Origin of the sequence: Deinococcus arcticus (assembly GCF_003028415.1) — a bacterium.
GTDB classification, from domain to species: Bacteria; Deinococcota; Deinococci; order Deinococcales; family Deinococcaceae; genus Deinococcus; species Deinococcus arcticus.
Genome location: NZ_PYSV01000007.1, coordinates 93115 through 118973 on the forward strand (window position 1 = coordinate 93115; position 25859 = coordinate 118973).

23 protein-coding genes, 4 tRNA genes and 1 pseudogene are annotated in these 25859 nt (G+C 68.3%); 20 read left to right on the forward strand and 8 right to left on the reverse strand.

Annotated features, from left to right (window positions below):
- Window positions 1–126: 126 nt before the first annotated feature.
- The 4 genes from bamA to C8263_RS08860 all read left to right on the forward strand — a co-directional run bounded on the left by bamA (window position 127) and on the right by C8263_RS08860 (window position 6366).
- Window positions 127–2715 carry an outer membrane protein assembly factor BamA gene (gene bamA / locus C8263_RS08845; RefSeq protein WP_107137759.1) on the forward strand — a complete coding sequence of 863 codons (2589 nt, stop codon included), beginning with the start codon at window positions 127–129 and terminating at the stop codon, window positions 2713–2715.
- A gap of 134 nt (window positions 2716–2849) precedes the next feature.
- Complete coding sequence (locus C8263_RS08850; RefSeq protein ID WP_107137760.1) at window positions 2850–4454, forward strand: Rqc2 family fibronectin-binding protein; 1605 nt, start codon at window positions 2850–2852, stop codon at window positions 4452–4454.
- Between the two features lie 44 nt (window positions 4455–4498).
- Window positions 4499–4861: an aspartate 1-decarboxylase gene (panD, locus tag C8263_RS08855; protein WP_107137761.1), complete on the forward strand. Its 363-nt coding sequence runs from the start codon at window positions 4499–4501 to the stop codon at window positions 4859–4861.
- Window positions 4862–4971: 110 nt separating this feature from the next.
- Entirely contained in the window at window positions 4972–6366 is a 1395-nt protein-coding gene (locus C8263_RS08860; RefSeq protein ID WP_107137762.1) for an alpha/beta fold hydrolase, read from the forward strand.
- A 20-nt stretch (window positions 6367–6386) separates the two neighbouring features.
- Here the strand turns inward: C8263_RS08860 and C8263_RS08865 are convergent, their stop codons facing one another.
- Complete coding sequence (locus tag C8263_RS08865; RefSeq protein ID WP_107137763.1) at window positions 6387–6998, reverse strand: NAD(P)H-dependent oxidoreductase; 612 nt, start codon at window positions 6996–6998, stop codon at window positions 6387–6389.
- A gap of 87 nt (window positions 6999–7085) precedes the next feature.
- On the opposite strand from C8263_RS08865, the gene C8263_RS08870 reads away from it, so the two are divergent.
- Window positions 7086–7694: a TetR/AcrR family transcriptional regulator gene (locus C8263_RS08870; protein WP_158263774.1), complete on the forward strand. Its 609-nt coding sequence runs from the start codon at window positions 7086–7088 to the stop codon at window positions 7692–7694.
- Window positions 7695–7711: 17 nt separating this feature from the next.
- On the opposite strand, the gene C8263_RS08875 is transcribed toward C8263_RS08870, so the two are convergent.
- From C8263_RS08875 to C8263_RS08885, 3 genes are all read right to left on the reverse strand, one after another.
- Window positions 7712–8074, reverse strand: a complete 363-nt coding sequence (locus C8263_RS08875) for a hypothetical protein (RefSeq protein ID WP_107137765.1) — start codon at window positions 8072–8074, stop codon at window positions 7712–7714.
- Between the two features lie 68 nt (window positions 8075–8142).
- The gene (locus tag C8263_RS08880; RefSeq protein WP_233218732.1) at window positions 8143–8535 is read right to left on the reverse strand and encodes a hypothetical protein; all 393 of its coding nucleotides are present in this window, start codon (window positions 8533–8535) and stop codon (window positions 8143–8145) included.
- On the reverse strand, window positions 8532–10046 hold the full coding sequence (locus C8263_RS08885) for a glycine--tRNA ligase (protein ID WP_107137766.1): 1515 nt from the start codon (window positions 10044–10046) through the stop codon (window positions 8532–8534). Before C8263_RS08885 ends, C8263_RS08880 begins: the two co-directional genes overlap by 4 nt.
- 378 nt (window positions 10047–10424) lie before the next feature.
- On the opposite strand from C8263_RS08885, the gene C8263_RS08890 reads away from it, so the two are divergent.
- The 4 genes from C8263_RS08890 to dusA all read left to right on the forward strand — a co-directional run bounded on the left by C8263_RS08890 (window position 10425) and on the right by dusA (window position 14795).
- Window positions 10425–11195, forward strand: coding sequence for a hypothetical protein (locus C8263_RS08890; protein ID WP_107137767.1), 771 nt, complete (start codon window positions 10425–10427; stop codon window positions 11193–11195).
- 39 nt (window positions 11196–11234) lie between these two features.
- Complete coding sequence (locus C8263_RS08895) at window positions 11235–13400, forward strand: HelD family protein (protein ID WP_233218734.1); 2166 nt, start codon at window positions 11235–11237, stop codon at window positions 13398–13400.
- A 92-nt stretch (window positions 13401–13492) separates the two neighbouring features.
- Window positions 13493–13705, forward strand: coding sequence for a hypothetical protein (locus C8263_RS08900; RefSeq protein WP_107137768.1), 213 nt, complete (start codon window positions 13493–13495; stop codon window positions 13703–13705).
- 64 nt (window positions 13706–13769) lie between these two features.
- Window positions 13770–14795 (forward strand): tRNA dihydrouridine(20/20a) synthase DusA, encoded by a 1026-nt coding sequence (gene dusA / locus C8263_RS08905; protein ID WP_107137769.1) that lies wholly within the window; start codon window positions 13770–13772, stop codon window positions 14793–14795.
- 77 nt (window positions 14796–14872) lie between these two features.
- Here dusA and C8263_RS08910 read toward each other — a convergent pair whose 3' ends face one another.
- Window positions 14873–15928: a M42 family metallopeptidase gene (locus C8263_RS08910; RefSeq protein WP_199188355.1), complete on the reverse strand. Its 1056-nt coding sequence runs from the start codon at window positions 15926–15928 to the stop codon at window positions 14873–14875.
- Window positions 15929–15979: 51 nt separating this feature from the next.
- On the opposite strand from C8263_RS08910, the gene apaG reads away from it, so the two are divergent.
- The 3 genes from apaG to C8263_RS08925 all read left to right on the forward strand — a co-directional run bounded on the left by apaG (window position 15980) and on the right by C8263_RS08925 (window position 17749).
- Entirely contained in the window at window positions 15980–16369 is a 390-nt protein-coding gene (apaG, locus tag C8263_RS08915) for a Co2+/Mg2+ efflux facilitator ApaG/CorD (RefSeq protein WP_107137851.1), read from the forward strand.
- Between the two features lie 348 nt (window positions 16370–16717).
- Entirely contained in the window at window positions 16718–17155 is a 438-nt protein-coding gene (locus C8263_RS08920; RefSeq protein WP_107137771.1) for a response regulator, read from the forward strand.
- A gap of 162 nt (window positions 17156–17317) precedes the next feature.
- Window positions 17318–17749: a response regulator gene (locus C8263_RS08925; protein WP_158263775.1), complete on the forward strand. Its 432-nt coding sequence runs from the start codon at window positions 17318–17320 to the stop codon at window positions 17747–17749.
- A gap of 166 nt (window positions 17750–17915) precedes the next feature.
- Here C8263_RS08925 and C8263_RS08930 read toward each other — a convergent pair.
- Together C8263_RS08930 and C8263_RS08935 are read right to left on the reverse strand one after the other, a co-directional pair.
- Window positions 17916–17990: transfer RNA gene (locus tag C8263_RS08930), tRNA-Val, on the reverse strand.
- A gap of 13 nt (window positions 17991–18003) precedes the next feature.
- Window positions 18004–18079: transfer RNA gene (locus tag C8263_RS08935), tRNA-Ile, on the reverse strand.
- 116 nt (window positions 18080–18195) lie between these two features.
- On the opposite strand from C8263_RS08935, the gene C8263_RS08940 reads away from it, so the two are divergent.
- The 8 genes and pseudogenes from C8263_RS08940 to C8263_RS08975 all read left to right on the forward strand — a co-directional run.
- Window positions 18196–19578 (forward strand): glycogen synthase, encoded by a 1383-nt coding sequence (locus C8263_RS08940; RefSeq protein ID WP_107137773.1) that lies wholly within the window; start codon window positions 18196–18198, stop codon window positions 19576–19578.
- The gene (locus C8263_RS08945; protein WP_146160639.1) at window positions 19575–20522 is read left to right on the forward strand and encodes a hypothetical protein; all 948 of its coding nucleotides are present in this window, start codon (window positions 19575–19577) and stop codon (window positions 20520–20522) included. Before C8263_RS08940 ends, C8263_RS08945 begins: the two co-directional genes overlap by 4 nt.
- Window positions 20519–21304: an RNA methyltransferase gene (locus C8263_RS08950; protein ID WP_107137774.1), complete on the forward strand. Its 786-nt coding sequence runs from the start codon at window positions 20519–20521 to the stop codon at window positions 21302–21304. The genes C8263_RS08945 and C8263_RS08950 overlap by 4 nt, the downstream gene beginning before the upstream one ends.
- 62 nt (window positions 21305–21366) lie before the next feature.
- On the forward strand, window positions 21367–23079 hold the full coding sequence (locus C8263_RS08955; RefSeq protein WP_408608049.1) for a GAF domain-containing sensor histidine kinase: 1713 nt from the start codon (window positions 21367–21369) through the stop codon (window positions 23077–23079).
- A 323-nt stretch (window positions 23080–23402) separates the two neighbouring features.
- The gene (locus tag C8263_RS08960; RefSeq protein ID WP_107137775.1) at window positions 23403–24074 is read left to right on the forward strand and encodes a TrmB family transcriptional regulator; all 672 of its coding nucleotides are present in this window, start codon (window positions 23403–23405) and stop codon (window positions 24072–24074) included.
- A gap of 73 nt (window positions 24075–24147) precedes the next feature.
- Window positions 24148–24223, forward strand: a tRNA-Ala gene (locus C8263_RS08965).
- A 34-nt stretch (window positions 24224–24257) separates the two neighbouring features.
- Window positions 24258–24334, forward strand: a tRNA-Met gene (locus tag C8263_RS08970).
- A 173-nt stretch (window positions 24335–24507) separates the two neighbouring features.
- Window positions 24508–25061: pseudogene (locus tag C8263_RS08975) on the forward strand (IS5 family transposase); the annotation flags it as partial.
- A gap of 114 nt (window positions 25062–25175) precedes the next feature.
- Here the strand turns inward: C8263_RS08975 and C8263_RS08980 are convergent.
- On the reverse strand, window positions 25176–25511 hold the full coding sequence (locus C8263_RS08980) for a DUF6301 family protein (RefSeq protein ID WP_146160640.1): 336 nt from the start codon (window positions 25509–25511) through the stop codon (window positions 25176–25178).
- Window positions 25512–25859: the final 348 nt, after the last annotated feature.

Here is a 25859-nt window from a genome sequence, read left to right on the forward strand (position 1 = left end):
AGCTGCACCCAATCTTCACCCTTCTCAGAGCCGAAGTCGCAAGTGTGGGCAGGACTCGCCGCGCCTGCCCCCGCCTGCCACAGGGCCGGGGGCGATTTCAGGAGCCTGTGCGACACTAGGAGAAGCATGCGACACCCCCTTACCCTTGCCCTGACTGTTGTCCTCGCCGCGCCCGCCGTTGCCCAGACGGCCGGCACGGTGCAGGAAGTCACGGTGGTTGGCACCAGCGACCTGCTGACCAATTTCCTGCGCGCCACCCTCTCGGTGCAGGCCGGCGCGCCGCTGTCCAGCGTGAACCTCCGTCAGGTGGAACAGGAAGTGCTGGCCAGCGGCTACTTCAAGACCGCTGTGGCCGAACTGCGCAGCGTCTCGGGGCGCGACACCCTGGTGATTACCGTGGCGCCCAACCCCACCATCAAGGACGTGACGGTCACGGGCCTGACCTTCCTCCCTGCTGACGGCTTTAAAAAGAGCGTGGCGGACCTGCTGAACATCGCCCCCGGCGCCACGCTGAACAATGTGCGCATTGAGGAAGCCAAGGAGGCCCTGGCCAGCAACTACCAGGGCGAGGGCTACCCCTTTGCCCCCAGTATCAGCAGCGACGTGAAGACCGGAGCCGACGGCACGGTCACCGTGAACTTTGTGGTGGACGAGACTGCGCCCATTACCCGCGTGGAGGTCGAAGGCGTGACCCTGCTGCCCGCCAGCACGGTGACCAACCTCTTCAAGCCGCTGTACGACGCCCGGCGCTTTACCCCGGAAGCCTATTACGCGGCCGTGCAGGGGCTGCAGCAGGCGTACGACGAGGCCGGGTACCTGCAGGCCGGCGTGAACACCCAGACCACGGCCCTGGAGGGCGGCGTGCTGAAGGTGCGCGTGATTGAAGGGCAGGTGGCGGCCGTGGACCTGAGCGACCTGCAAAACCCCCAGGTGACGCTGCAGACCCGTCCCGGGCAGCCCATCTCGCTGGAGCGCCTGCAGGCCGACGTGCGCACCCTGGCCAACCAGACCGGCCAGCCCGTGGGCTTTGCCCTGCGCCCCAACCCCCAGAACCCGGCGCAGGTGACGGTGCTGTTCGGCTCGGCGGGCGTGGCCAGTGGCCCGGTCAAGACCATTGCGGTGCAGGGCAACACCCTGGTGCCCACCGCCACGCTGCTCTCGGCCGTGAAAACCAAGGTGGGCGACGTGTACAGCCCCCAGCTGGCGCAGGACGACTTCTTCGCGCTGCGCGACGCCTACCGCAAGGCCGGCTATGAAATCAGCACCCGCGACGCCATCACCTTTGAAAACGGCGCGCTGACCTTCAATATCCGCGAGGTGCGGGTGGCGGGCTACGAGCTGCAGTGGCAGGGCCAGCACAAGACGGTGGACCGCGTCATTCTGCGCGAACTGCCTGAGCCCGGGCGCGCCTTTAACCGCGAGGAACTGAACGCTGCGCTGGGCCGCATTGCCCGCCTGGGCTTCGTGCGCGTGGTCAGCGAGCAGGTGCGCTCTGACCCCGCCAACCCCGAGAACATCACCTACGTGCTGGGCGTGGCCGAAACCACCAGCGGTATTCCGGTGAACCTCGCGCTGACCTACGATTCGTTTGCCGGTGGCTTTGGCGGCGAGGCCGGATACACGAACAACAACGTGTTCGGCCTGGGCCACAACTTCACGGCCACCGTGGGCGGCCAGCAGAACGAGGCTGGCCAGAATCTGGTGGGCAACGTGGCCTACACCATTCCCTGGCTGGACCTGGATTTCCTGGACTTCCGCAAGACCCCCACCAGTCTGTCGGTGAACTTGGGCACCGGCGTGACGGGCAACCAGCCGCTCTTTACCAGGCCCACCGACACCCCGGCGAGCACCGACACCGGCTGGGACTACACCACCCGCACCACCAGCTTCAGCGTGAGCGCCGGGCGCAACCTCGCCAGGAACCTGTTCGCCACCGTGGGCTTTGGCGTGGGCTACAACACCTACTACCTGGAGCCGCTGCAGAAAGACGACAAGAACACGGTGACCTACAAGGACGCCAGCGGCGCCGACCAGAGCCGCACCTTTGCCGAGGGTGACGTCAGGGGCCTGGTGCCCACGAACTCCCTGATCAGCGGCGTGAGCGCGGGCCTGAACTACGATTCTACCGACAACGGCGACTTTCCCGGCAGCGGCGTGCGCGCCAACCTGGGCGTGAACTACCGCTTTGGCAACCAGAACAACGTGGGTGTGCGCTGGACCGAGGTGCAGGGCGGGGCCAGCACCTACTTCGGCTTTGGCCGCACCCTGGAAAAGAACCTGGGTGTGACCAACAAGCAGCAGGTGTTCGCCGTGCGCGCCAACGCCGGCACCACCCTGGGCCTGGGCACCGCGCCCGTGGGCACCGGCTACAGCGTGGGCGGCGGCAGCGTGAACACCTCGCGCCAGATTCGCGGCCTCGCTGACGGTGAACTGTTCGGCCCCAACTACCTGACGGCCAGCGCCGAATACCGCTATGACTTTGGCCTGAAGGCGGGCATTGCCCAGGGCCTGTACGGCGTGGTCTTTGCCGACGCCGGCAGCGCCTGGGGCGGCAGCGCCAACCCCACCCCCAACCTGAAGTACGGCGTGGGCGCGGGCGTGCAGCTGAACCTGGGCATTGGCGGCACCCTGCTGCCCAGCCTGCGCTTCGACTACGGCTTCAGCCCCCAGACGGGCCAGGGTAAGTTCTACTTCCGGTTGGGCAACTTCTGGTAAAGCCGGCAGATGGCTGAAAGCAAATGGCAGGTGGCTGGGGAGGACCCGCCATCTGCCATTTGCCATAGACCATCAGCCGGCGTGCGCTGCTACCATGCCCCGATGACCGCTCCCCACCCCCCTGGAGGCCGCCTGTGGAAGGGCTGATGCTCGCGCGGGTGCTGCGCGATCTGGGCCCGGCGCTGCCGCTGCGCACGCTGGGCTGGGCCTTTCCCGACGAGACCACCGCTGCACTGCTGCTGGACGGCCCCGGGCTGGACGGCCGGCGCAATCTGGTGCTCAGCTACCGGCCGCCCACGCCAGTGGTGTTTCTGTCGCGCGAGCGCCTGCGCGGCGAGCCCCACAATCCCTTCCAGCGCTTTCTGGTGGCGCGGGTGCGCGGCGAGTTGCTGCGGGCCGAGCAACTGAAGCTCGACCGCGTGATTGCCCTGCACCTGAGCGGCGAGGCGGGCTTCGTGGACCAGGCGCCCACCCGGCTGGTGTTCGAGGTCACAGGCCGCAACGCCAACCTGCTGGTGCTGGATGAGGGCGAAGGCTTTGCTGGGCGCATCGTGATGGCCGCGCGGGAAATTACCGGCAGCCGCAACCGCTTCCGCACCGTGCGCACAGGCGGGCGTTACACCCCGCCGCCGCCCTACGACAAGCTGGACCCCCGCACCCTGACCGAAGAGGAAGCCGGGAAGCTGGCCGCCCTGCCCATTGGCCGCTGGCGCGAGCGGCTGGACGGCCTGGGCCCGCTGCTGGGCGCGGAACTGGCCCGGCGGGCCGCGCTGGACCCGGCCGAGGCGCCGGGCGAGCGCTGGCCGCAGGTGCTCCGCGCCCTGCGCGAACTGGTGCAGGACCCCACCGTGAGCGAGGGGGTGCTGCACGGCGGCGCGCGGGCAGCGGCGCGCGGCGAAAAGGCGGCGGCCCTGCGCAAGGCCCTGCGCGAACCGCTGGACAAGCGCCTGACCCTGCTGCGCAACCAGCTGTCCGATGTGGCGCGCGCCGAGGCCGGCCTGGACGACGCCGCCCGCGACCGCGCCGAGGCCGACCTGCTGATGGCCTACGCCCACACCATTCCGGCGGGGACTGAGCGCGCCGTACTGCCGGCCTTCGACGGGAGCGGCGAGCAGCCCGTGGCCCTGGAACCCATGCTGAGCGCGGTGCAGAACGCCGAGAAGCGCTATACCCGCGCCCGGCGCCGCGAGGAGGTGTATCTGCGGCTGGCCGACCGCGAAGCGGGCCTGCGCGCCGAATTGCAGGAGGCTGAGGCCCGCCTCGCCGCCCTGGACACCGCCGAACTGGAAGCCCTGGAAACGCTGTCGGTGCAGGTGCAGGCCGGGCGGCCCGGGAGAAGTCCCTACGGCGCGCGCTTTACCACCCCCGGTGGGTTCGAGGCGCTGGTGGGCCGCAACAACAAGGAAAACGCGGCCCTCACGCACCGACTGGGCAAGTCCATGGACCACTGGTTTCATGCCCAGGGGTATCCGGGCAGCCACGTGCTCGTGCGCTCGGGCGGGCGCGACCTGGACCTGCCGGACATCCTGTACGCCGCCCGGCTGGCGGCCGCCCATTCCAAGGCGCGCGGCAGCAGCAACGTGCCGGTGGACTACACCCGCATCAAGCACGTGTGGCGGCCCCGGGGCGCGCCGGCCGGGCAGGTGCATTACACCGACCAGAAAACAGTTTTCGTGGACGGCACCCTGCCCACAGAAGGAAGTGGCGGGGCCAGCGGAGCCGGGGAGAGCGGAAAGTAAGGCGCACCCTGTCCCGCCCCTCAAAACGCGTACAATGCCGCTTTGTGGAACGCATCATGTTCAGGGCCAAGATTCACCGCGCGACTGTTACGCAGGCCGACCTGGACTATGTCGGCAGCGTGACGATTGACCAGGACCTGCTGGACGCGGCCGACATCCTGGTCAATGAGCGCGTGGACATCTACAACATCACCAATGGCAACCGCCTGAGCACCTATGCGCTCAGCGGCCCGCGCCGCAGCGGTGTGATTGGCATCAACGGCGCCGCCGCCCACCTGATGAAGCCCGGCGATCTGGTGATTATCGCCGCGTACGGCAACTTCACGGAAGAAGAGGCGCGCACCCTGCAGCCGCGCGTGGTGCATGTGGACGAGCGCAACCGGCAACTGCACCTCGAACTGGCGTAGCGCGGCCGGGGTCGCTTCGCCGGGCACATGAAGAAGCGCTGCACGAAGTCCCAATACGCATCGGGACGCGGCGCACGTTTGGCCCCCTGGCCCCGGCGGAGCATGGGCCCATGTCTGTTCGCCGTTTCCTTGCCCTGACGCTGGCGCTGTTGCCCGGTTCCCTGGCCGCTGCCGCCCCCACCGAGGCCCAGCTGAATGCTGTGCCGGCCACCCGCGTGGTGATGAGCGGCGCCCCGGTGGCAGGGACCCCGGCAGGGTTGAATGCCAGCATCACCGTGCGCTACGGCACTGCCAAGCCGCGCGCTGTGCTGCTGCTGATGCCCGGCTTTCTGGGTGGGGCCGGCAGTTTTGACCGCCTGGCGCGGCAACTCGTGGCGCTGAACCCCTCGCTGGCCGTCTGGGCGGTGGACCGGCGCAGCAACCTGCTGGAGGACCACAGCACCATTCTGAAGGCGGGGCCTGCTGCCCTGGCCGGGCTGGTCAAGAATGGCCTGCCGGTGCGGGCGCCGCAGAGCGTGGCCTACATGAAGGACTGGGGCCTGGACACCACGCTGAAAGACTGGCGGGTGGCGGTGCAGGCGGCGCGCGCCCTGACGCCGAATGTAGTTCTGGGCGGGCATTCCATGGGCGGCGTCCTGAGTGGCCTGTACGCTGCCTACAACTTTGGCGGCGTTCCCGGCGCGCAGGGTCTGCGCGGCCTGGTCATGCTGGACGGGCTGCCGGGCCTGCTGAGCGGCGCGCCCATGACCGAAGCGGCCTACCGCCGGGGCGCCAGCAACCCCATTGGCCCCCTGCCGGGCCTGGACGGCCTGGCCCAGGCCCCCTATGTGGACGCCGTGTTCTTCAGCCCGCGCCTGGCCAGCCGGGGCGCGGCCCAGGCGCGGCTGGCCCTGCTGAATCCGGGCGGGCTGGCCCCCGGGGGCGGCCTGACCCCGTACCCGGCCACCAACCTGGCAGCGGCCATGACGCAACTGGAACAGCGCTACGCCCTGATTCCCTTCATGGCCCTCAAGACAGGCCAGGCCACCAACGCCACAGAAGCCACCAACCTGGCCACGCTGGCCCTGGGTGGTCGGGACAGCCACTGGATCGCCGGTCCGAAAGACACCCGGCAGCCGGTGGGCTGGCAGTCTGACCCTGCTGCGCCCACTGACGCCGCCGATTTTGTGCGCCGCTACATCACCCCGCTGGGCGACTACGCCGAGTGGTACTTTCCCCAGCGCCTGACCCTGGACCTGGCCGCCGCCCGCACCGGCACACGCGCCACACCCTTTGAAAAGACGCTGCCGGTGTGGCACATGAACACCCTCAGCCTGCCGGTGCTGGGAATTGCCGCCGGGGAGGGCGTGGTCACGGAAGCCCAGTACCGCGCCTTTGCGGCCACCACCAAAGCCCGCCTGACCACCCACACCCTGAAGGGCGCGGCTCACCTGGACATCACGGCGGCCCGCAGCGATCAGGTGGCGCGCTGGATCACCGGCTGGCTGGCCCCGCTGGTGAAGTAAGGCGGAAGAACCCCTGGACCTCAGGCGGGCGCGGCGGTCCCCTGGGCTCCTTCCCGGCGGGCCCGCTGCCCGTCGCGCTGGCCCAGCAGCCCCGCCTGGGCCAGCCACCGGGCGCGCTGGTCTGGGGTGCTGGTTCGCACGGGTCCCAGGCGGGTGGCCTGCACCGGCCGGAAGCCACTGAAGGCCAGGGTGCTGTTTTTCACGCTGCGTACGGCACTGTCGCCGGTCAGGTGCAGGTACCAGCGGGGCGAATCGCTGGTGACCAGCACGCGCGCGCGGCGCCCCCGCAGCAGCTGTTCGGGCAGCCCCCGCCCCCGGTACCGGAAGGCAAAGCCCGGCAGAAAGGTGCGGTCCAGAAAGCCTTTGAGCAGCGCGGGCGGCCCCCCCCACCAGACCGGATAGACCACGCACAGGTGGGTGCAGCCGCGCAGCAGGGCCTGCACCCGCTCCAGGTCGGGTTCCAGGGCCTGGCTGCCCTGATAGCTGCGGTGCAGGATGGGGTCAAAGGTCAGCTCGGCCAGATGAATCACGTCGGCCGGGCCAGCGGTGCGGGCGCCCTCGGCGTAGTGTTCGGCCAGGGCGCGGCAGAAGCTGCCGGGGTTGGGGTGGGCGTTGATGACCAGGGTGGACATAGAGCCTCCGGGCCGCACAGAGTGCCGCCAGCGAATCTTGACGGTGTCAAGTTTGACCTGCCTTCAGCGTGCGGCAGAATGTTGACAATGTCAAGTTCGCGCCAAGCGGCCCGTTCCTATCACCACGGCCTTCTGCGCCAGAGCCTGCTGGCCGCGGCCCGCGCTCTGCTGGCTGGGCGCCCCGCCGCCGAACTGAGCCTGCGGGAGGTGGCGCGGCATGCGGGGGTGAGCCACGCGGCGCCCTATCACCACTTCAGCGACCGGCACGCCCTCCTGCTGGCGCTGGGTGAAGGCTGCATGACCGAATTTGTGACCGCGCAGGAGCAGGCGGCGGCGGCCCAGCCCACCCCGCTGCGGCAACTGGTGGCGCTGGGCGAGGCTTACGTGGCCTACGCCGCGCAGCAGCCTCACGCCTTTACCCTGATCTTCGATCCGCAGCTGTGTCCGCCGGGCGCCGTTTCCCCGTTCACGCCGCTGATTGAGCGCAATCAGGCGCTGCTGGCGCGGGTTCTGGCCGAGGCCCATGCCAGCGGGGACCTGCGCGCCGCCCAGCCCGAGGTGCTGGCGCAGGGCCTGTGGGCGGCAGTGCATGGCCTGGCCCAGCTGGTCATGACGGGGCACCTGCCCCCGCAGGCCACCCCCCAAATTCTGTGGGGCCTGCTGAGCGCAGAGTTCCGTGCGTCCCCGCCGCAGTAAAGCCGGCTTTGGTGCGCCTATCCCCAGAACTGAAGGGCGGCCAGGACACTGCCCAGCAGCGGGACCGCCGCCAGCGTCCACCGCTCGCGCCACAGGGAGACCAGGGCGAGCCCTGCGCTCAGGCCCACCAACCCCGGCAGCACCGTGGGCGCGTTGCCCAGCAGGCCGATCTCGGGAAAGCCGCTGCCCGGCTCCAACCCGTACAGGCGGGTCCACCACAGCGCCTTGGGGCCGCCCAGCAGCAGGGCGGGGTAGGCCAGTCCCGTGAAACAGGCCGCGCCCGCACTGCCCGCCAGCCACCCCCGGCGGCGCCGCAGCGCCCACAGACATAGGAGAGGGCAGACGATGAGCAGCACAACACCAGACCAGGGCGCCAGCATTCTGCGCAGCATAAAGAACCCCCGCGCGGGGCGGGGGCCGGATTGGGACATGATTTGACGGACTTCTCCTACTCGTCCGTTTCTTCGCTGTTCAGTTCACGGTCAATGAACTTGAGGTAGCCCTGGCGCCCGCCCTCACGGCTGAAGCGCTTCACGCTGGACCGCAGGCGGTTCACGCACTGGCGCAACTCCTCGGCGCTGGGCCGGTCGGCTGTGTCCAGGTGGTCCAGCATCAGGGTCAGGTGGCGCAGGGCGGCGTCATGAACCTCGGCGCGCAGGCCGTCCAGGTGGCCGGGCTTGAAGGGAAAGTGTGTGGCCTCGGCCCGGTAGCGCCGCGCCAGTTCCTCGTAGGCCGCGTCCACCTGGGCATCGGTCAGGTCCGGGTGCTCGCCGTACACGCCCAGCACCGCCAGTTCCAGGCTGTTCAGCACCGGCAGAAAGCGGTCCTCGGGGAGGGTCACCGCAGTTTTCCTTGCAGGTGGGTGCTCAGGTCGGCAATCTTCACCCGTTCCTGGGCCAGCGTGTCGCGGTCACGCACAGTCACGGTGTCGGTCAGGGAGGGGTCCTCGCCCTTGCCCACGGTGTCAAAGTCCACGGTCACGCAGTAGGGCGTGCCCACCTCGTCGTGGCGGCGGTACGCCTTGCCGATGTTGCCGCTATCTTCGAGCAGAATGCGCCCCAGGCCCAGCCCTTGCAGGTCCGTCTTGATGCGGCGGGCCAGCTCCACCAGTTCGGGCTTGTTGCGCGCCAGCGGAATAACCGCCACCTTGATGGGCGCGAGGTGCGGCCGGAGCTTCAGCACAATGCGCTCGTTGCCGTTCTCCAGTATTTCTCTGGTAAACGCCTCGCTCAGCACCGCCAGCAGCGCGCGGTCCACACCGGCACTGGGCTCAATCACGAAGGGCACGACCGGCTTGTTCGTCTCTGGGTGGGGAATGGTCAGCTTGGCGATCGAGTCGAGGTTTTCCTCGACCTTGGACACCAGCCCCAGCTCGGCCTGGTTTTTCGTGTGGCTGCCCAGGTCGTAGTCGCCGCGGTTGGCAATGCCCTCGATTTCCTCGTGGCCCAGGGTGGGGTAGTCGTACATCAGGTCATAGGTGCGCTTGGAGTAGTGTGCCAGGTCCTCTTTGGGCACATCCAGAATCTCGATCTTGCTGCGGGGCACGCCCTGGGCTTCCCACCAGCTCAGGCGCTTTTCCAGCCAGTGCTGGTGCCACTCTTCATCGGTGCCGGGCGCGCAGAAGAACTCGATTTCCATCTGCTCCAGCTCGCGCACACGGAAAATAAAGTTGCGCGGCGTGATTTCGTTGCGAAACGCCTTGCCGATCTGCGCGATGCCAAACGGCAGGCGGCGGCTGGTGGAATCCACCACGTTCTTGAAGTTGGTAAAGATGCCCTGCGCAGTTTCGGGGCGCAGGTAGCCGTAGCTCTCGTCATCGGCCACCGGGCCAATGGTTGTCTTGAACATCATGTTAAACGGCTTGGGCTCGGTCCACTCGCCCACCTCGCCAGAAAAGGGGTCGCGCACGCCGGCCGCCCGCAGGGCCTCACTGGCCTGTGCGGGGTTGGCATTCAGCGCGGCAATCACGGCTGGAAAGTTGCCCGCGTCGGCGCCAATGCCCTCGGCCACCTTGGCCACCACATCGGCCTTCTGGTCTTTCACCAGATGGTCCAGGCGGTAGCGCTTGTTCGTCTTCTTGTTGTCCACCATCGGGTCGCTGAAGGTGGCCTCGTGACCGGAGTGGCGCAGCACCTGCCGGTGCATGATGATGCTGGCGTCCAGGCCTTCCATGTCGTCGCGCTCATAGACATTCGAGCGCCACCACGCGGCCTTGATGTTGTTTTTCAGCTCCACGCCCAGCGGGCCGTAGTCGTAGAAGCCCTGCAGGCCGCCGTAAATCTCGGAGCCCTGAAAAATAAAGCCCCGGCGCTTGCACAGGCTGACGAGTTCTTCCATCGAGGTTGCGGGCATGTGTGGCTCCTTCGGAGGATCAAAGGGTCGAGGAGTCAAAGGGTCTAAGGAAAGACGGAACGGATGTTTTTCCTAGACTCTTAGTCCCTCGACCCTTCGACCTCCATCCAACGAAACGTCCCCAGACGGACATCTCGCCGTCTGGGGACGCATGAAGTCACGCGCGGTTCCACCCCAGTTCCTGCCGCCGCTGTCTGCGGCCCCAAAGCAGGCACTTTTGTGCTGTGTTGCTCCCCGCTGCCTTTCACGCGCGCCTCGCCCTGCCTGACTCTCACCGTCTCAGGCTCGCTCGTAGGGGGCCCCTCGCGTTACTCCTGCGGCTCAACGCCTCCCAAGTTTGCGGCACGGCGGGGGAGGGGGTCAAGCTAGGCTGACCTCATGCGCCGTCTCCTCTTGCCCCTGCTGCTGCTGGGTTCTGCCGCTGCCCTCACCCGCGCCGAGGTGGAACGCTGGCCGGTGCTGTACCGCGAGGGCGAGGTGAAGCAGACCTTCACGGCGCAGGAAAAGGCTGGTCTGTCGGCACTGATCGCCGCCCTGAACCGCAAACCCGAAGTGCAGGCGCTGAAGAAGCAATACGAGTATTTCGGGGGGCTCAGTCTGATTGGTGTGCAGTTCAGTCTGGTGGCGCCATTCCGGTCCGCTCAGCCCGAACGTCTGACCGTCTTTGACGTGTACAGGAGTGAGCCGCCCATTGCGCTGGTGGTGCTCAGTTCCGGTACGTCCTCGGCGTGGCTGATTGAGCCCAAGGGGAATATGAACATCTGCGGCTGGCACCAGGGCTATACCCTGCGCGACCTAGATCTGAACGGGCAGCGGGAGTTTGCGCTGGTCGTGGGGTGTGGGGACGGCCCGAACAGCGGATTGGACCTCGACCTCTTTGGCTGGTCCAAGGGCAACCTCAAACTCTGGGGTGGTATGTCCGCTTCGAGCAGCACACCAGATGGCGATGACTTGGGCGCCGTTCAGATGACTGTCAATCGCAGCATCTATGTTCAGAAAGGTCGGGTGCCCCGGTTCGCCGCTGTCACAACTGAGCAGCGCACCCGTTGGACCGAAACTGGCCCGCCCCAGCGGCTGTCTACACGCACCTTCACAGAGCCTGTACGACTGGACGACCAAACCGGCTACCGCGTGCGCCGCCTCTGGTAAGTCACCCCAAAATTGGCCCACTCCCGTATTCTGTACGTTATGCCTGTTGCGGAATCACGTCCGGAAACCCACCCGGATTTTGAACTGGAAAGCCAGCACCTCGCCTCCACTGTGGCCGCCATGCTGCGGCAGATTGAATTCTGGGAAGACCGCGACCGCCAGATGGGCGCCGACCTGGAAACCAGCATCATCCTGGGGGACCAGGCCGAGGAATTTGCCGCCCTGCTCTCGCCGCATGTGCACCAGCCGTACTTTGGCAGCTTAAAAGTCCGCGTGGCCGGGCGCGAACAGACCCTGTACATCGGCAAGCATGGCTTCCGGGACGTGAAGGGCCCGCATTCGGTGGTCAGCTGGGACAGCGAGGTGGGCAGCCTGTTCTACTCGCAGGCGCTGGGCTGGACGCCGCGCAAGGGCAGCGCGGGGGTGATCAAGCGCCGCCGCCAGCTGGACATCCACGCCAAGGGGCTGCTGCGCGTGACCGACCTGTACGACGACGAGCAGGGCGGCGACACGGGCGGACGCGAGGAAGTGCTGCTGCGCCGCTTGCAGGAAGGCAGCACGGCGGGCATGCGCGACGTGGTGGAAACCCTGCAACCCGAGCAGAACGAGGCCATGCGGGCGCCCGCGGGGATGCCGGTCATCATTCAGGGGGCGGCAGGCTCCGGGAAAACCACCATCGGCTTTCACCGCCTGACCTGGATGACCAACGCCGACCGCGGCCCCCACCGCGCCCGCCCCGAGGCCTGCATGGTCCTGATGCCCAACCGCGTGCTGGCCACCTACGCCGCGCGGATTCTGCCGGAACTGGGCATTGAGCGCGTGGTGGTCACCACCCCCGAAGCCTGGGCCACCGGGCTGCTGGGCCTGGAAAAGCTGGAAGTCACCGACCGAACGCTGAGCCTGCTGCTGACCGACCGCGACAACACCCGCCGCGCGCTGGCCTGGAGACGGGCCAAGCTGCTGGGGGACGCCCGCATGCTGGACGTGGTGCGCACCCACCTCTGGAACAGGTTTAATGCGGCCCTGCGCGGCCAGCGCCTGAGTGAGACGGTTGCGCTGCGTGGCCGTGAGCCGCAAACGTTCACCCTGGAAGAGCCGCAGCTGGCCGCCATGCTGCGCGACGTGTTTGCCGCCGACCCTCTGGAGGGCTACCGCACGGGGATGCGCCGCGCCATTGAGGCCGAGGCCCTGGCCCAGTTGCACGTGCCGGAAGACGAGGAGCCCAGCGTGCGGCGTCAGCTGGCCACCCCGCTGACCACCCTGCTGGGGCGCGTGTTCGCCTCCACCACCCCCATCACCGAGGCCCGGCGCCTGCTGGGCAGCCCGGAGGCCCTGGCGGCAAGCGGCCTGCTGACCGAGCGCGAGATTGCCCTGCTGGGCACCGATCCCCTCAGCGGTATTCCCACCCCCCGCCGCGCCCACGCCGACGTGACCGAACTCCCCCTGATGCTGGCCGTGCAGGCGTTCACAGGCGGCATTGGCCGCCTGGACGGCCGCACCCTGGAACCCTTTGACCATGTGGTGCTGGACGAGGCCCAGGACTACTCGCCGCTGCTGTACGCGCTGCTGGGCCGCGCCACCCGCCCCGGCCACATCACGGCGCTGGGGGACCTGAACCAGGGGATGCACGGCTATAAGGGTCCCAGTTCCTGGGAGGCAGTGCAGGCCCAGCTGCCCGGCGCCGAGGTGCGCACGCTGGGCCGCACCTACCGGTCCACCCGCCAGATCACAGAGCTGGGCGCGCGGATTGCCGCGACCTACAACCGCGCCGCCGCTGTGCAGGGCGTGGACCGCGATGGGGCCGAGGTACAGCGTTACGTGGCCCCGGCGGACAGCCCCCACGGCGAACTGCCTCTGATTGCCCAGGCGGTGAAGGACGCGCAGGCCGCCGGGCACACCAACATCGCCATCGTGACCCGCCGGGGTGTGGACGCCGACCGCTTGGCCGAGGCCCTGCGCGAATTTGATACCGACGCCCAACCCATCACCACGCAGGAACACCGCTTCCGGGGCGGGCTGGTCATTCTGCCGGTCAATCTGGCCAAGGGGCTGGAGTTCAGCGCCGCCATTGTGGCCAGCGCCAACGCCGACACCTACGACGAAAGCACCGAGTACGAACGCCGCCTGCTGTACGTCTCCGCCAGCCGCGCCCTGCACTGGCTGGCGCTGGTCAGCGTGGGCGACCTGCACCCTTTGGTGGCGTGAGGGTGCGCGGGAGGGGGTTGGCGGTGCGCGGTGAAAAGCTTTTCTCTACCCCCCACTCACCACTTTCCACCTCCCGCGTTAGACAGTGCCACATGGACGACCAGAAGACCCAGAGTGGCCTGCCTGCCGACGCAGGCAACGGCATGAGCGAGCGCAGCATGCAGACTGATGAGAGCGAGTCGGGCCTGAGCGAGACCCCTGTGGGTGGCAGCCACGTCAGCGATATGCAGGACCAGGCAGACGAAGGCCGTTCCAGCACCGGCACCACCTTCGGCACGGGCCCAAACGACGACACCCGCCAGTAAGCCCCACCTTATCCCGCCCCCGGCACCTTTTGCGCCGGGGGCTTTCCCGTACACTGACGGGCTGATGAGCGTCTCCGCCCGCCCCCCATACACGCTGTCGGTTGCGCCGATGATGGACTGGACCGACCGGCACTGCCGCGTCTTTCACCGCACCCTTACGCGGCGCACGCTGCTGTACACCGAGATGGTGACCACGGGCGCGGTTCTGCACGGCGACCGCGAGCGGCACCTGGGGTTTTCGGGGGTGGAGCATCCCCTCGCCCTGCAACTGGGTGGCAGCGACCCGGCCGCGCTGGCCGAGTGCGCCCGCATGGCCCAGGACTGGGGCTATGACGAGGTGAACCTCAACTGCGGCTGCCCCAGCGACCGGGTGCAGAACGGCTCGTTCGGCGCCTGCCTGATGGGTACCCCGGATGTGGTGGCCCGTGCCGTGGAGGCCATGCGCCGCGCGACCACCCTGCCCGTCACCGTCAAGCACCGGATTGGCATTGATGACCTGGACAGTTACGAGCACCTCACGACGTTTGTGCGAACGGTGGCGGCGGCGGGCTGTGAGACCTTCATTGTGCACGCGCGCAAGGCGTGGCTTTCCGGCCTGTCCCCGAAAGAGAACCGTGAAATTCCCCCCCTGCGCTACGAGGTCGTGCGCCAGCTGAAGGTGGATTTTCCTCACCTGATCACCGTGCTCAACGGCGGCGTGCTGACCCTGGACGCCGCGCAGGAGGCCCTGGCCTGGGCCGACGGCGTGATGATTGGCCGCGCGGCCTACCAGGAGCCGTATCTGCTGGCGACCGCCGACCAGCTGGTGTTTGGAGAAACTGGCTCGCCGGTTACCCGCCGCGAGGCCATAGAGGCCTACCTGCCCTACGTGTCCGGGCAACTGGCGCAGGGTCAGCCCCTGAACCGCATGATGAAGCACACCCTGGGCCTATTCGCCGGTCAGCCCGGCGCCCGCCACTGGAAGCGCACCCTCTCGGAGCAGGGTCACAAGCCCGGCGCCGGGTTAGAGGTGGTGCGCGGTGCTCTGGCCGGCGTGCCGGAAAGTGTGCTGGACGCCCGGCCGGGGGTGGGGGAGAAGGCAACGGCATAACGGAAAGCGGCGGAGTTCAGAGCTCCACCGCTTTCCGTTGGGTGGCTGAGCGGGCACCCCACTCCCCACTTCCTGCCTCACCCCTTCCGCGTAAAGTCCACCTCACCGGGCAGTCGCTCAATCCAGGCCACGATGATGTCAATGCAGGCTTTCACGTCGCGTTCGTCCACCATCTCGCTGGGCGAGTGCATGTAGCGGTTGGGAATGCTCACCACAGCGGTGGGCACGCCCGCGCGCACCAGCGTCAGGGCGTCGGCGTCGGTGCCGGAGTAGCGGCCGGCGGCGCTGAGGGTGAAGGGAATATCGGCCTCGCGCGCCGCCTGGGTCATCTGGCGCAGGACGACCGGGCTCACCATCGGCCCCACTGTCAGATTGGCCCCCGAGCCGAACGGAGCCACGCCGTACTTCTTCTCGCTCACGCCGGGCTGCCCCGTTTCGTGGGTCACGTCCACCGCCACGCCCGCCACAGGATTCAGCCTGTAACCGCTCACCTGCGCGCCAAATACCCCAATCTCTTCCTGGCTGGTGCCCACGGCCACCACGCGGTAGGGCAGCGCCCTGTCCTTCAGCGCGCGCAGGGCTTCAAGCACGATAAACGCGCCTACGCGGTTGTCCAGCGCGCGCCCCACGATCTTGGTGCCCACCATCAGCGGTCCCTGTTCCACCACGGCGTAGGTGCCCACGGGCACTCTGGCCTGCACCTCTTCCTTGCCCAGCCCCACGTCAATCCACAGGTCCTCAATCTTGCTGGCCTTGGTGCGCTCCTCGGCCTCCATCACGTGAATGGCCTTTTTGCCCACCACACCGATCAGGTCGCCGTCTGGCGCCAGCACCCGCAGCCGCTGGCCCACCAGCACCTGCGGGTCCCAGCCGCCCACCGGCAGCACGCTCAGAAAGCCTTCGTCGCCCACATGCGAGACAATCAGCCCAATCTCGTCCAGGTGGCCCATCAGGGCAATGGCAGGGCCGTTCTCGGGGCCAATCTCGGCGTAGGCGTTGCCGTAATGGTCTTCAGAGGTGCGGGCAAAGGTGGCGGCCTCCTGCAGCCACACGTCGGCGGCGCGGCGCTCCAGACCGCTGGGGGCAGCCACCTCCAGCAGCTGAAACAGAAATTCACGGTTGATTGAGGTCACACCCGAGAGTTTACGCGCCCACACGGCCCCCTGGCCCCTATGCTGGGACCCATGACCCGCCCCGAGCCCCCCGAACTGCCCGAGATCCAGGTCCAGGTGGACCCCCAGTATCTGGCGAGCCACAGCACCCCGGAGCGGCAGGTGTTCGCGTACGTGGTGCGCATTGAAAACCGCAGCGATCAGACCTGGAAACTCCTGGCGCGCCACTGGGAGATTGTGGACGCCCGGGGCCGCACGGTGACGGTGGACGGCGAGGGCGTGGTGGGCGAACAGCCGGTGCTGGCCCCGGGCGGCGTGTTCGTCTACGATTCCTTTGTCACGCTGGACGCCGCGCCGGGGCGCATGGGAGGGCATTACCTCATGCAGGGAGCCTGGGGCGAACAGGTGCGCGCGCCCATCGCGCCTTTCGTGCTGGCGCCGGGCGAGCGGCTGCTGAACTGATACGGTTTCCGAAAAATTCCGTAACACGTTACAGAATTTTTTCGACCGGAGGGAGAAGGAATAAATACGGAGTTCTAAGGACGTTGCACCTCACGTTACGACTTTGCAGGAGAGCACCGCAAAGTCTCCACTCCCGGTGCAACGTCCTTTTTTCGATACTCGCTCCGCTCGGTTGATCTAAAGATCAACAGCGAGCTACTTAGGAATTGGAGGAACATCGCCCTTCTTCCCGGATGTGACGGAAATGGACGGCAGTCCGTATGAGAGGGCTGCTCAACAGAGACGGCGGCCATTTGAGACAAATGCACATTGACGGCCCGGCGCGCAGAACTCGGTATCATCGGGGTCATGTCGCACCGTTTGTGCCTGCTGCTGATTGACGACAACCCGGCCGATCTGTTGCTGGCGCAAGAGGCGTTTGCTGAACATGCCGATGGTGTGTCGGTCTCCACGTGCCGGGACGGTGAGTCGGCCCTGGCTTACCTGCGTGACCGCTCGCACACGCTGCCGGACGTGGTCATTCTGGACATCAACATGCCCCAGATGAACGGCTTCGAGGTGCTGCGCACCATCCGGGCCGACCCAGAACTGCGGCACCTGCCCGTGGTGATGCTGACCACCTCGGACAGTAAGAAGGACATTGATCAGGCGTACGATCTGTTTGCCAGCTCCTACATGGTCAAGCGGGGCAATTTTGCCGCCTTCGTGGAGCAGGTGGACCAGTTCGTGCAGTTCTGGCGCGAGTGCCGCTTCAAGCAGCACCGCGAGTCGCTCTCCACGCGGTAAAGGCAGAGGGGAACGTTCACCCGGCCTGCCAGAACAGGGGGCTGGGGGCCGCCTCTTGCTGTCCTGGCTGGTGAGCCGGTGCGGCGGCTGGGTCTGGTCCCCCCAAGATTCAGGAAACGCTAAAGGCACGTACGGCCGCAAGCCGTCAGCATAAACGGCGCTGTGTCCCGTTCTCTGTCTGTTCTGCTGGTCGACGACGCGCCGACAGATCTGCTGCTGGCGCAGGAGGTCTTTGGCGACCATGCCCCCACGGTGCAGCTGCGCACCGCCTGCGGCGCCCAGGTGGCGTTCGCCCACCTGCGAGACGGCTCGCTGCCCCTGCCCGACCTCGTGCTGGTGGACGTGAACATGGCCGGCATGGACGGCTTTGAGTTCCTCACGCAACTGCGCGCCACGCCCGAACTGGCCCACCTGCCGGTGATCATGCTCTCGGGCTCTGAGGCCCAGCACGATGTGGACCGCGCCTACGACTTGCAGGCCACCGCCTTTCTGGTCAAGGCCCTGAGCCTGGGCGACTTCATGGCGCAGGTGGAGCACATCGTGAAGTTCTGGCAGGGCTGCCGCTTCCGCACCGCCCGCGTGCCCGTGAGCTGAGGCCCACACAAGCCCTGGCGGCAGGAGAGGCGAGAGTCAGCGCGGCCCCGTGATCTTCAGGGGCCGCGCCGCATGTTCGTGGACAGGCCAGAAGGTCACCGGCGAGTGTGGCCAGCTGCGCCCATCCCAGTTCAACGAAAAAACCCCGGCAAAAGCCGAGGTTGTGTGGTGGGCGGTATAGGATTTGAACCTACGACCCCTCGCGTGTGAAGCGAGTGCTCTACCGCTGAGCTAACCGCCCATCTGAGTACCTGTGGTGGGCCCTGCCGGATTTGAACCGGCAACCAATCGGTTATGAGCCGACTGCTCTGACCGTTGAGCTAAGAGCCCGTGGGCACCGCCCTTTCGGCAGGCCGCCTTCAAGGCGAGGGGAAGTGTAGCAGCGCCCTTCACCGCTTGTCAAACGTGGCGCCTGCGGGCACAGGCACTCGGGTACAGTGCGGGCTATGCGTGCGGTGCATGTGGCCTCCGAAGTCTTTCCGTTCTCGCGCTCGGGCGGTCTGGGCGACGTGCTGGGCGCGCTGCCAGCGGTGCAGGCCCGTCAGGGCGCCAGGGTCACGGTGGTTTCGCCGTGGTACGCGGATATTCGCCAGGAGGTGCAGGAAGTGTGGCGCGGCGAGCTCTGGGCCCCTGGGAATCCGGCGCTGGGCGAGGTGCGCGTGGGCGAGGCCGAGATTCAGGGCGTGCGCCACCTCTTTCTGGGCCTGCCCGTCTTTGACCGCCCCGGCCTGTATCACCCCGACGACGTGTGGCGCTACAGCCAGTTTGGCCGCGCGGTGGGCCCAGTGCTGGACGTGCTGGGGCTGGTGCCCGAAGTGCTGCACGGCCACGACTGGCAGGCAGGGCTGGCGGTGGCCTGGGCGCGGCTGCGCGGAATTCCAGCGGTGTTCAGCATTCACAACCTGCAGTACCAGGGCCGCTGGAACCTGCCCGAGGCGGCCCCCTGGACGGGCCTGCCCGGCTGGGCGTTGACCCCTGACACCCTGGAGTTCTACGGCGACGTGAGCCTGATGAAAGCGGGGCTGGTGTTCGCCTCGCAGGTGACCACCGTCAGCCCCACCTACGCCCGCGAGATCCTGACCCCCGAGTACGGCGAGGGCCTGCAGGGCCTGCTGCAGCGGCTGGCCGGGGAAGGGCGCCTGAGCGGCATCCTGAACGGGCTGGACCAGGAGCGCTGGAACCCGCGCACCGACCCTGACATCCGCCCCTACCGCGACCTGCGCGGCAAGGTGGCCGCCGGGCGGGCCCTGCGCGCCGAATTTGGCCTGGACGGCGCCCCGGTGCTGGGGGTGGTCAGCCGCCTCGCAGAGCAAAAAGGCATGGACCTGCTGCTTTCAGCCCTGCCCGAACTGGTGCAGGACTGGAATGTGGTCGTGCTGGGCGGCGGCGATCCCCGGCTGGAAGCGGGCCTGCGGGACTGGGCCGCGCACGGGCGCGTGGCCTACGTAGGGGGCATGAATGAGCCGCTGGCCCACCGCATCTATGCCGGTGCCGACGCCTTTGCCATGCCCAGCCGCTTCGAGCCCTGCGGCCTGTCACAGATGATCGCCATGCGCTACGGCACCCTGCCGGTGGTGCGCGAAACAGGCGGGCTGGTAGACACCGTGCCGCACAACGTGGGCTTCCGCTTTGGCCCCGCCACCCCGGACGCGTTCCTGGCCGCCTGCCGTGAGGCGCGCGCCGCCTGCGAGGACCGCGTGGACTGGCGCGCACGCGTGAAGCGGGCCATGGCCCTGGACTTCAGCTGGGACGGCCCCACCGGCGCCTATCTGGGGCTGTACGAGGCTGTGCGCTCGGCACCTCTGAAGCCGGTGGAGGGGCTGGCATGACCGGGCCAAAGGGCACGGGCCCCGGCGTGCAGCTGGGCGACCTGCAGGTGGAGAGGGTGGCGCCCCAGGCACTGTTGCCGGCGCTGGCCGCGCTGTACGAAACGGCGCCTGAGGACGTGGCCTGGATGGCCGACAGCTGCGAGGCTGCGTGGCTGGTCTCCGAGGTGCAGGTGGTCTCGGGGCAGGCGCGCGAGGTGGTTGTGGGCGCCGCCGGGGCCCGGCCCAGCCCCGCTCACGGCGCCGAACTGCTGGGCGGGGTCTTCGGGGGCCTGCGCCGCGCCGAGGTCACGGCGCTGCTGGCCGGGGCCGCCCGGCAGGCCCTAGGACGGGTGTACGCCTTTGCCGATGGCCGCCTGTTTTCCCCAGAGCCGCTGCTGCAGGCCGGCTGGCGCGAGGTGGGCGCCTACCGCCGCCTGGAGGGCCGCCCGCCGTACCGGGTTGCCGCGCCCCCGCCGGGCGTGCAGCTGGTGTCGCTGGCCGAGGCGCCGGCGCCGGCCCGCCTGCGCGCCCTGCAGAGCTTTGAAGACCGCATTGGCCACCACGCGGTCACGCCCGAGGCCGCGCAGGCTGGCGCTGGGGGCTTTGACCCCGCGCTGAGCGTGGTGGCCCTGGACGCCCAGGGGCAGGGTGTGGGCGTGTGCCGGGCCACCCTGGACATGGCCGGGGACGGGCCGCCCCTGGCCCGTCTGGACGCCCCGGGGGTCGCCTTGGCCTGGCGCCACACGTCCCTGCGCGCCGCCCTGCTGGCCGAGGTCTGCGCGCGCCTGCGGGCGCAGGGCGCGGCGCACCTGAGCATGGATTCCTGGGGCGACACCCCCGAGGAACTGGCCCACGACCTGGGCTGGGGCCTGCATGTGGGCGACGAGACGCCCATCCTGGCCTCGCCGGAGGGCCCTCTGCCCCTGGGGGCAGGGGAGGGCGGCGCGGTAGCATCCGGGGCGTGAATCTGGCCGTCGTGCTTGTGTCTCCCAAAACCCCTGGCAACATCGGCGCGGCGGCGCGCGCGATGCTGAATATGGGCGCGCGCGACCTGCGACTGGTCGCGCCGCGCTGCGACCACCTGGACTCCGGGGCGGTGGCCATGGCCGTTCACGCGGCCGATCTGCTGCGGGGGGCGCGCGTGTACCCCACGCTGCGCGAGGCCCTGGCCGACCGCGACCTGAGTGTGGGCACCACGGCCCGGCTGCGCGCCGACCTGCCCCCGCCGCAGCACCCGGCCTATGTGCGCCCGTTGGTGCGCGCCGCTGCCGCGCCCGCCCTGGTGTTTGGCCCCGAAGAAACGGGGCTGATCAACAGTGATCTGGAGCAGTGCCAGGTGGCGGTGCGCGTGCCCACCGGGGACTACGCCAGCCTGAACCTGGCCCAGGCGGTGCTGCTGGTGTGCTACGAGTTCCTGCAGGGCCAGGACGAACTGCCCGAGCGCACCCGCAAGACCGCCACCCGCGAGGAAATGGAAGCCCTGTACGGTCACCTGCGCGAGACCATGCACCTGATTGGCTACACCGACGCCGTGCGCGCCCGCCACACCCTGCGCCTGTGGCGGGCCATGCTGGACCGCGCCCTGATGACCAGCCCCGAGAGCCGCCTGTTCCGGGGCCTGCTGCGGCAGGTGGCCTGGAAGGTCGAGGACGCCGCGCGCCGGGGCAGCGCCGAGTCCCGCCCGGCCAGTGGCGACGTGGGCGGCGGGGCGAGCGACGCGGGCGCGGGCGACGGCCACACCCCGTGAGGGCCCCCACCGGGCCTGCCGACGAGCCGCCCGCTCTGCCCGCGCCGCTGGCCCCGGACACCGTGCACCCGGAGGAACGGGGCTTTCGCCTCTCGGACCGGGTGCGGGTGGTGCGCAATGTGCTGCCGCCCCTGATTGTGCTGGTGGTGGGCGTGGTGGAGTTCCTGATTTCTCGCCTGCCAGTGCCCCGCCAGGAGCTGTGGGCGCACCTGCTGTTCTACGGGCTGGTGGGCCCGGCCGTGACCTATTTCAGCGTGGAGTGGATTGCCCAGGGCACCCGGGCGCGTGAACGGGCCGAGCGCGAACTGCGTGACCTCTACGGCCAGCTGCACGCCAGCCACGCCCAGCTGGGGGCAGTGCAGGCCCTGATGCGCGACCTGACTGACGCCCCGGACATGGGCGCGGTGCTGGAGGTGGCTGCCCGGGGCGCCCTGCGCGTCACGGGTGCGGCCCACGCCACCCTGACGGTGCCCGGGGGCCTGAGCGCCTCGGCGGGCGCCGGCCCAGGTGGCTCCGGCGAGGCGGGGCCTGTTGAGGGCGAGGCCGGCACGTATCTGCTGAAGGTGCCCGTGCCCGGCGGCGGCGCCCTGGCCCTGGGCTTTGCCCAGCCGCCGGCCGAAGCCACCGAGGCCCTGGCCCAGGCCCTGGCCGCCGAGGTGGCGCGCGGCGTGGAGGCGGTGCGCCAGCGCACCCTGGACCTGATGACGCTGTACTCGGTGGATCAGAGCATCCGCGCCGAGCGCAACATGCGCCGCCTGCTCTCGCGCGTGACCCGCACCATGGCCGAGCGCGCCGGTGCCGAGGCCCGCGCGGTCTTTCTCAGCGACCAGGACGGCGTGCTGCGCCTGGAATATGCCCAGGACCGCCAGGGCGAGAAGCCCGGTGGCCTGCCTGCCCCGCCCTTTGCGCAGCAGGTGGCGCAGGCGGGCGCCCCCCTGACCGCCGCCGATGAGGGCGCCGCTGGGGTCTTTCCGGGGGCGCACAGCGTGCTGGGCATTCCCATGCGCGATGAGGAAGGGCTGGTGGGCGTGATCGTGCTGGGCGACGCCCGGGACCGCGCCTTTGATGACGCCCGGGTGTCGCTGCTGGCCCTGATGGCGGGGCAGGCCACCCTGGCCGTGCGCAACGCCCGCGCCTACCTCTATTCCGAGGAACTGGCGATCAGCGACGAGCGCGCCCGCATTGCCCGCGAGATTCACGACGGGGTGGCGCAGTCGCTGGCCTTTGCCGCCCTGAAGCTGGACATAGTGGCCCGGCAACTGCACGCCGACCCCGCCAAGGCCGAGGCCGAGGTGCGCGCCGCCACCCAGCTGCTGCGCGAGCAGATCCGCGAAGTGCGCCGCTCGATTTTCGCGCTGCGCCCCATTGACCTGGAACGCTACGGCCTGCTGGAAACTGTGCGGCGCTACGTGCTGGATTTCGGCGAGCAGAACAACATCCGCGCCCAGCTGAACATCAGCGGCGACGTGCAACTCTCGCCCGGCGACGAGGCCGTGGTGTTCCGCATCTTGCAAGAAAGCCTGAACAACGTCGCCAAGCATGCCCGCGCCCAGGAGGTCAAGGTAACCCTGCACGGCGGCGAGCAGGTGACCCTGCGGGTGCAGGACGACGGCGCCGGCTTTGATCCGGCCACCATCACCGGGCGGGTGAGCAGCGCGGGCGGCCTGGGCCTGCTGCAGATGCGCGAGCGGGTAGAGGCGCGCGGCGGCACCTACCGCGTGCTCTCCAGCCCTGGTCACGGCACCCTGGTGGAAGCCGAACTCCCCCAGGGCTGAGACGGATTCCGTCCATTTCCGTAACATCCGGGAAAGAGCCGGATGTTCCGCTCCTACGGAGCCTTTCAGGTCCAATTCCCGGAACTCCGTATTTTTCCTTCTCTGCTGCGCAGCTCTTCGAGTCCCTCTGGTCGGAAAAATTCCGTAACACGTTACGGAATTTTTCGGAATCCGTATGAGACGGGCTGCCGGCTGTTCCGGTTTCTCCGCGCCACATCCGGAGGAGCCCCCCGCTCCCCCAGACCAAACCGCTGTTGCCCCGGGGGCGGCCAGAGGAGACGCGCCGCTGCGCGGGCCCCCGGGTCCCGTATGCTGGGGAGCAGATGAGCGCCGTGATTCACCTGCAAGCCCTGGGACTGACCGAGTACGAGGCCCGGGCCTACACCGCCCTGCTGGCCCTGGGCCGCGCGGTCCCCGCCCGGGTGGCCCGGCAGGCCGGCATTCCCCGCCCCAAGATCTATGAAACTCTGGAGCGCCTGGAGGGCCGGGGGCTGGCCGCCAAGGTGGGCCAGAACCCTCTGGAATACGCGCCCCTGAGCGCCCGGGAATACCTGGCCCGCGCCCGGCGCGCCTTCGATGACCGCCTGGGCGCCCTGGACCGCGACCTGTCCCGCCTGACCCCGGACCCGGCGCCGGAAGCCGTGTACCACCTGTACGGCGAGGCCGCCATCCGCAGCCTGTGCGAGGACTTGACCCTGAATGCCCGGCGCAGCCTGTATATGGCGGGCGAAGCGGCCCTGGCCGAGCGCCTGGAACGCCTGACCCCCCGGGGCGTGGCCCTGCACCGCGCCGGGCTGGTGGGCCTGCCCAGCATTGCCGCGCCCGGTCAGCGCGCTTTTCTGCTGGCCCGGGACGGCGAGGCCGCCCTGATCGCCCACTTTATCGAGGAGGGCGGCAGCGGCGAGGCCCACGGCGTACACACGCACAACCCGGTGATTATTCACCTGATTGAAGGCTACGTGCAGCTCAGCGCGCAGCAGGCGGCCCCCGCCTGAGCGCGGGCCGTGTTGACAGTACCGGGGGTCGCTGTTAATCTATCTGAGCCTCAAACGAGGTAGGTACAACAACGGGGCTGTGGCGCAGTTGGGAGCGCGTCTGAATGGCATTCAGAAGGTCAGGGGTTCGAATCCCCTCAGCTCCACCAGAAGTGGCCCCGCCGGTTTGGCGGGGTTTTTCAAGGCGATGTAGCTCAGCTGGTTAGAGCGAACGACTCATAATCGTTAGGTCCCCGGTTCAAGTCCGGGCATCGCCACCACCAAGGTCAAGAGATGGCCTCAGCAAAGGGCCCGTGCGCGTACAGCACGGGTCTTTTTGCATTTTCCCGCACGGGCTGGTCGTCCTTAGATTCCCCCATCAGGCACCTGATCAGACCGCCAATCGTTCGCTGCGGCGAGAGCCGTGAAGCCACGAGAACTTCACCTGATACGGACTGCTGTCAAAGCCCACCGTAGTGCGGTAGGGGCTCTAAAACAGCCAGCCACGAAAAAAGGGGGCCATCCCGGGAGAATGGCTCGGGATCAGTCACGGCGGCCGTACCAGCAAAATCCATGTCCTGAGCGGCGGTCACGGTCGCCCGCTTCACGTCCTGGTCTCTGCCGGGCAAGCCAGTGATCCAACCTTCCTTGTGCCACTCCTCGATGCGGTTCGGGTGAGGCGTCCCGGACCGGAACGCCCCAGGGAACGTCAGACGACCATACGGATGGACCGCGCGTACGGTGCGCGGAAATACCGACAAGTCCTGCGTGCGCGGAACATTCATTGTGTGTCCAGAGCGTCAGGATGCGCGCAGGACTCGACGCCGGCGAGGGCGACGTGGGGGACGACCGCCGACATTTGACGCACAAGTCTACAAAGGCCGTCAGGTTATGGAACGCAGCATCAATCGCTTCAAAGATTGTCGCGCACTGACAACGCGGTACGAGAAACGTGGGCACCAGTTTTTAGCCGGTGTCCACGTCGCCTGTATCCTTCTGTGGCTTTGAGCTTCAGTCCGACAGACCTCAGGCCTGCAGGCAAAGATGGAGGGCTCACTGGACGACGCGGCGCGTGCTGCCCGCCCGTCCGTGCGGTCCCGTCCTGTTGGAAAGAAGCGCCTCTCAGAGCCCCAGGGCATACGCCGTGATGCCCGGCGGCAGCAGCCACACACACACCTCGATCGGGCACTCCTTGTCGGCCTGCGTGACCCGCACCGAGATGGTCCGGTCGGGCAGCAGCCAACTCGCCTGGACGCGCGCGTCCGGCGTGCGCTCCGTGGGCTCGCCCAGGGCACGCGCCGCCTCGGCAACCATGTCCCGCACCAGGTCGTGTGCCTGCTGGTGGTACCGGTCGATAACGGCGTACGGACCGGCCAGCTCTTCGGTGTAGTCGCCGGTGCCGTAGGTCAGGTCTTCGAGGTGCCCGGACTCGTGAAGCGTGGCCACCAGATGGTCCACGTCGCCGTCCGGTGCGTTGCTGTGGCTGAGACGGGTGCCCCTGGGCAACGTCGCCGAGGGGGCGCCGCGTTTCAGGCGACGGCCAGGGTCGGGAGAGCGGACCACAGGGCCGCGCGTTCCGTGGAAGAGACGACGACGTCGATCATCACCGCAGCCTACGGTGTGCCGCCTACATGACGGTCCGACAGGCTCAATCCCTTGGCCGTGTCGGACCGCTTGCTGCCGGGTCTTCTGACATTTCCTTGAGAGATATGCCAACTGGACGGCAGGGTTGGCCAATAGATTGCCCACAACACGGTGTGACATTCATGGAGGGCCAGATGTGCCACTCTGTTCTTCAGAGGGTCT

Bases quoted from the DNA above. Each gene is read 5' to 3' on its own strand.
- C8263_RS08885 (WP_107137766.1), bottom strand. From the start codon at position 10,046: ATGCCCGCAACCTCGATGGAAGAACTCGTCAGCCTGTGCAAGCGCCGG.
- apaG (WP_107137851.1), top strand. From the start codon at position 15,980: ATGACCCGCCCCGAGCCCCCCGAACTGCCCGAGATCCAGGTCCAGGTG.
- bamA (WP_107137759.1), top strand. From the start codon at position 127: ATGCGACACCCCCTTACCCTTGCCCTGACTGTTGTCCTCGCCGCGCCC.
- C8263_RS08890 (WP_107137767.1), top strand. From the start codon at position 10,425: ATGCGCCGTCTCCTCTTGCCCCTGCTGCTGCTGGGTTCTGCCGCTGCC.
- C8263_RS08865 (WP_107137763.1), bottom strand. From the start codon at position 6,998: ATGTCCACCCTGGTCATCAACGCCCACCCCAACCCCGGCAGCTTCTGC.
- C8263_RS08920 (WP_107137771.1), top strand. From the start codon at position 16,718: ATGTCGCACCGTTTGTGCCTGCTGCTGATTGACGACAACCCGGCCGAT.
- C8263_RS08940 (WP_107137773.1), top strand. From the start codon at position 18,196: ATGCGTGCGGTGCATGTGGCCTCCGAAGTCTTTCCGTTCTCGCGCTCG.
- C8263_RS08900 (WP_107137768.1), top strand. From the start codon at position 13,493: ATGGACGACCAGAAGACCCAGAGTGGCCTGCCTGCCGACGCAGGCAAC.
- C8263_RS08945 (WP_146160639.1), top strand. From the start codon at position 19,575: ATGACCGGGCCAAAGGGCACGGGCCCCGGCGTGCAGCTGGGCGACCTG.
- C8263_RS08860 (WP_107137762.1), top strand. From the start codon at position 4,972: ATGTCTGTTCGCCGTTTCCTTGCCCTGACGCTGGCGCTGTTGCCCGGT.
- dusA (WP_107137769.1), top strand. From the start codon at position 13,770: ATGAGCGTCTCCGCCCGCCCCCCATACACGCTGTCGGTTGCGCCGATG.
- C8263_RS08870 (WP_158263774.1), top strand. From the start codon at position 7,086: ATGTCAAGTTCGCGCCAAGCGGCCCGTTCCTATCACCACGGCCTTCTG.
- C8263_RS08895 (WP_233218734.1), top strand. From the start codon at position 11,235: ATGCCTGTTGCGGAATCACGTCCGGAAACCCACCCGGATTTTGAACTG.
- C8263_RS08875 (WP_107137765.1), bottom strand. From the start codon at position 8,074: ATGCTGGCGCCCTGGTCTGGTGTTGTGCTGCTCATCGTCTGCCCTCTC.
- C8263_RS08960 (WP_107137775.1), top strand. From the start codon at position 23,403: ATGAGCGCCGTGATTCACCTGCAAGCCCTGGGACTGACCGAGTACGAG.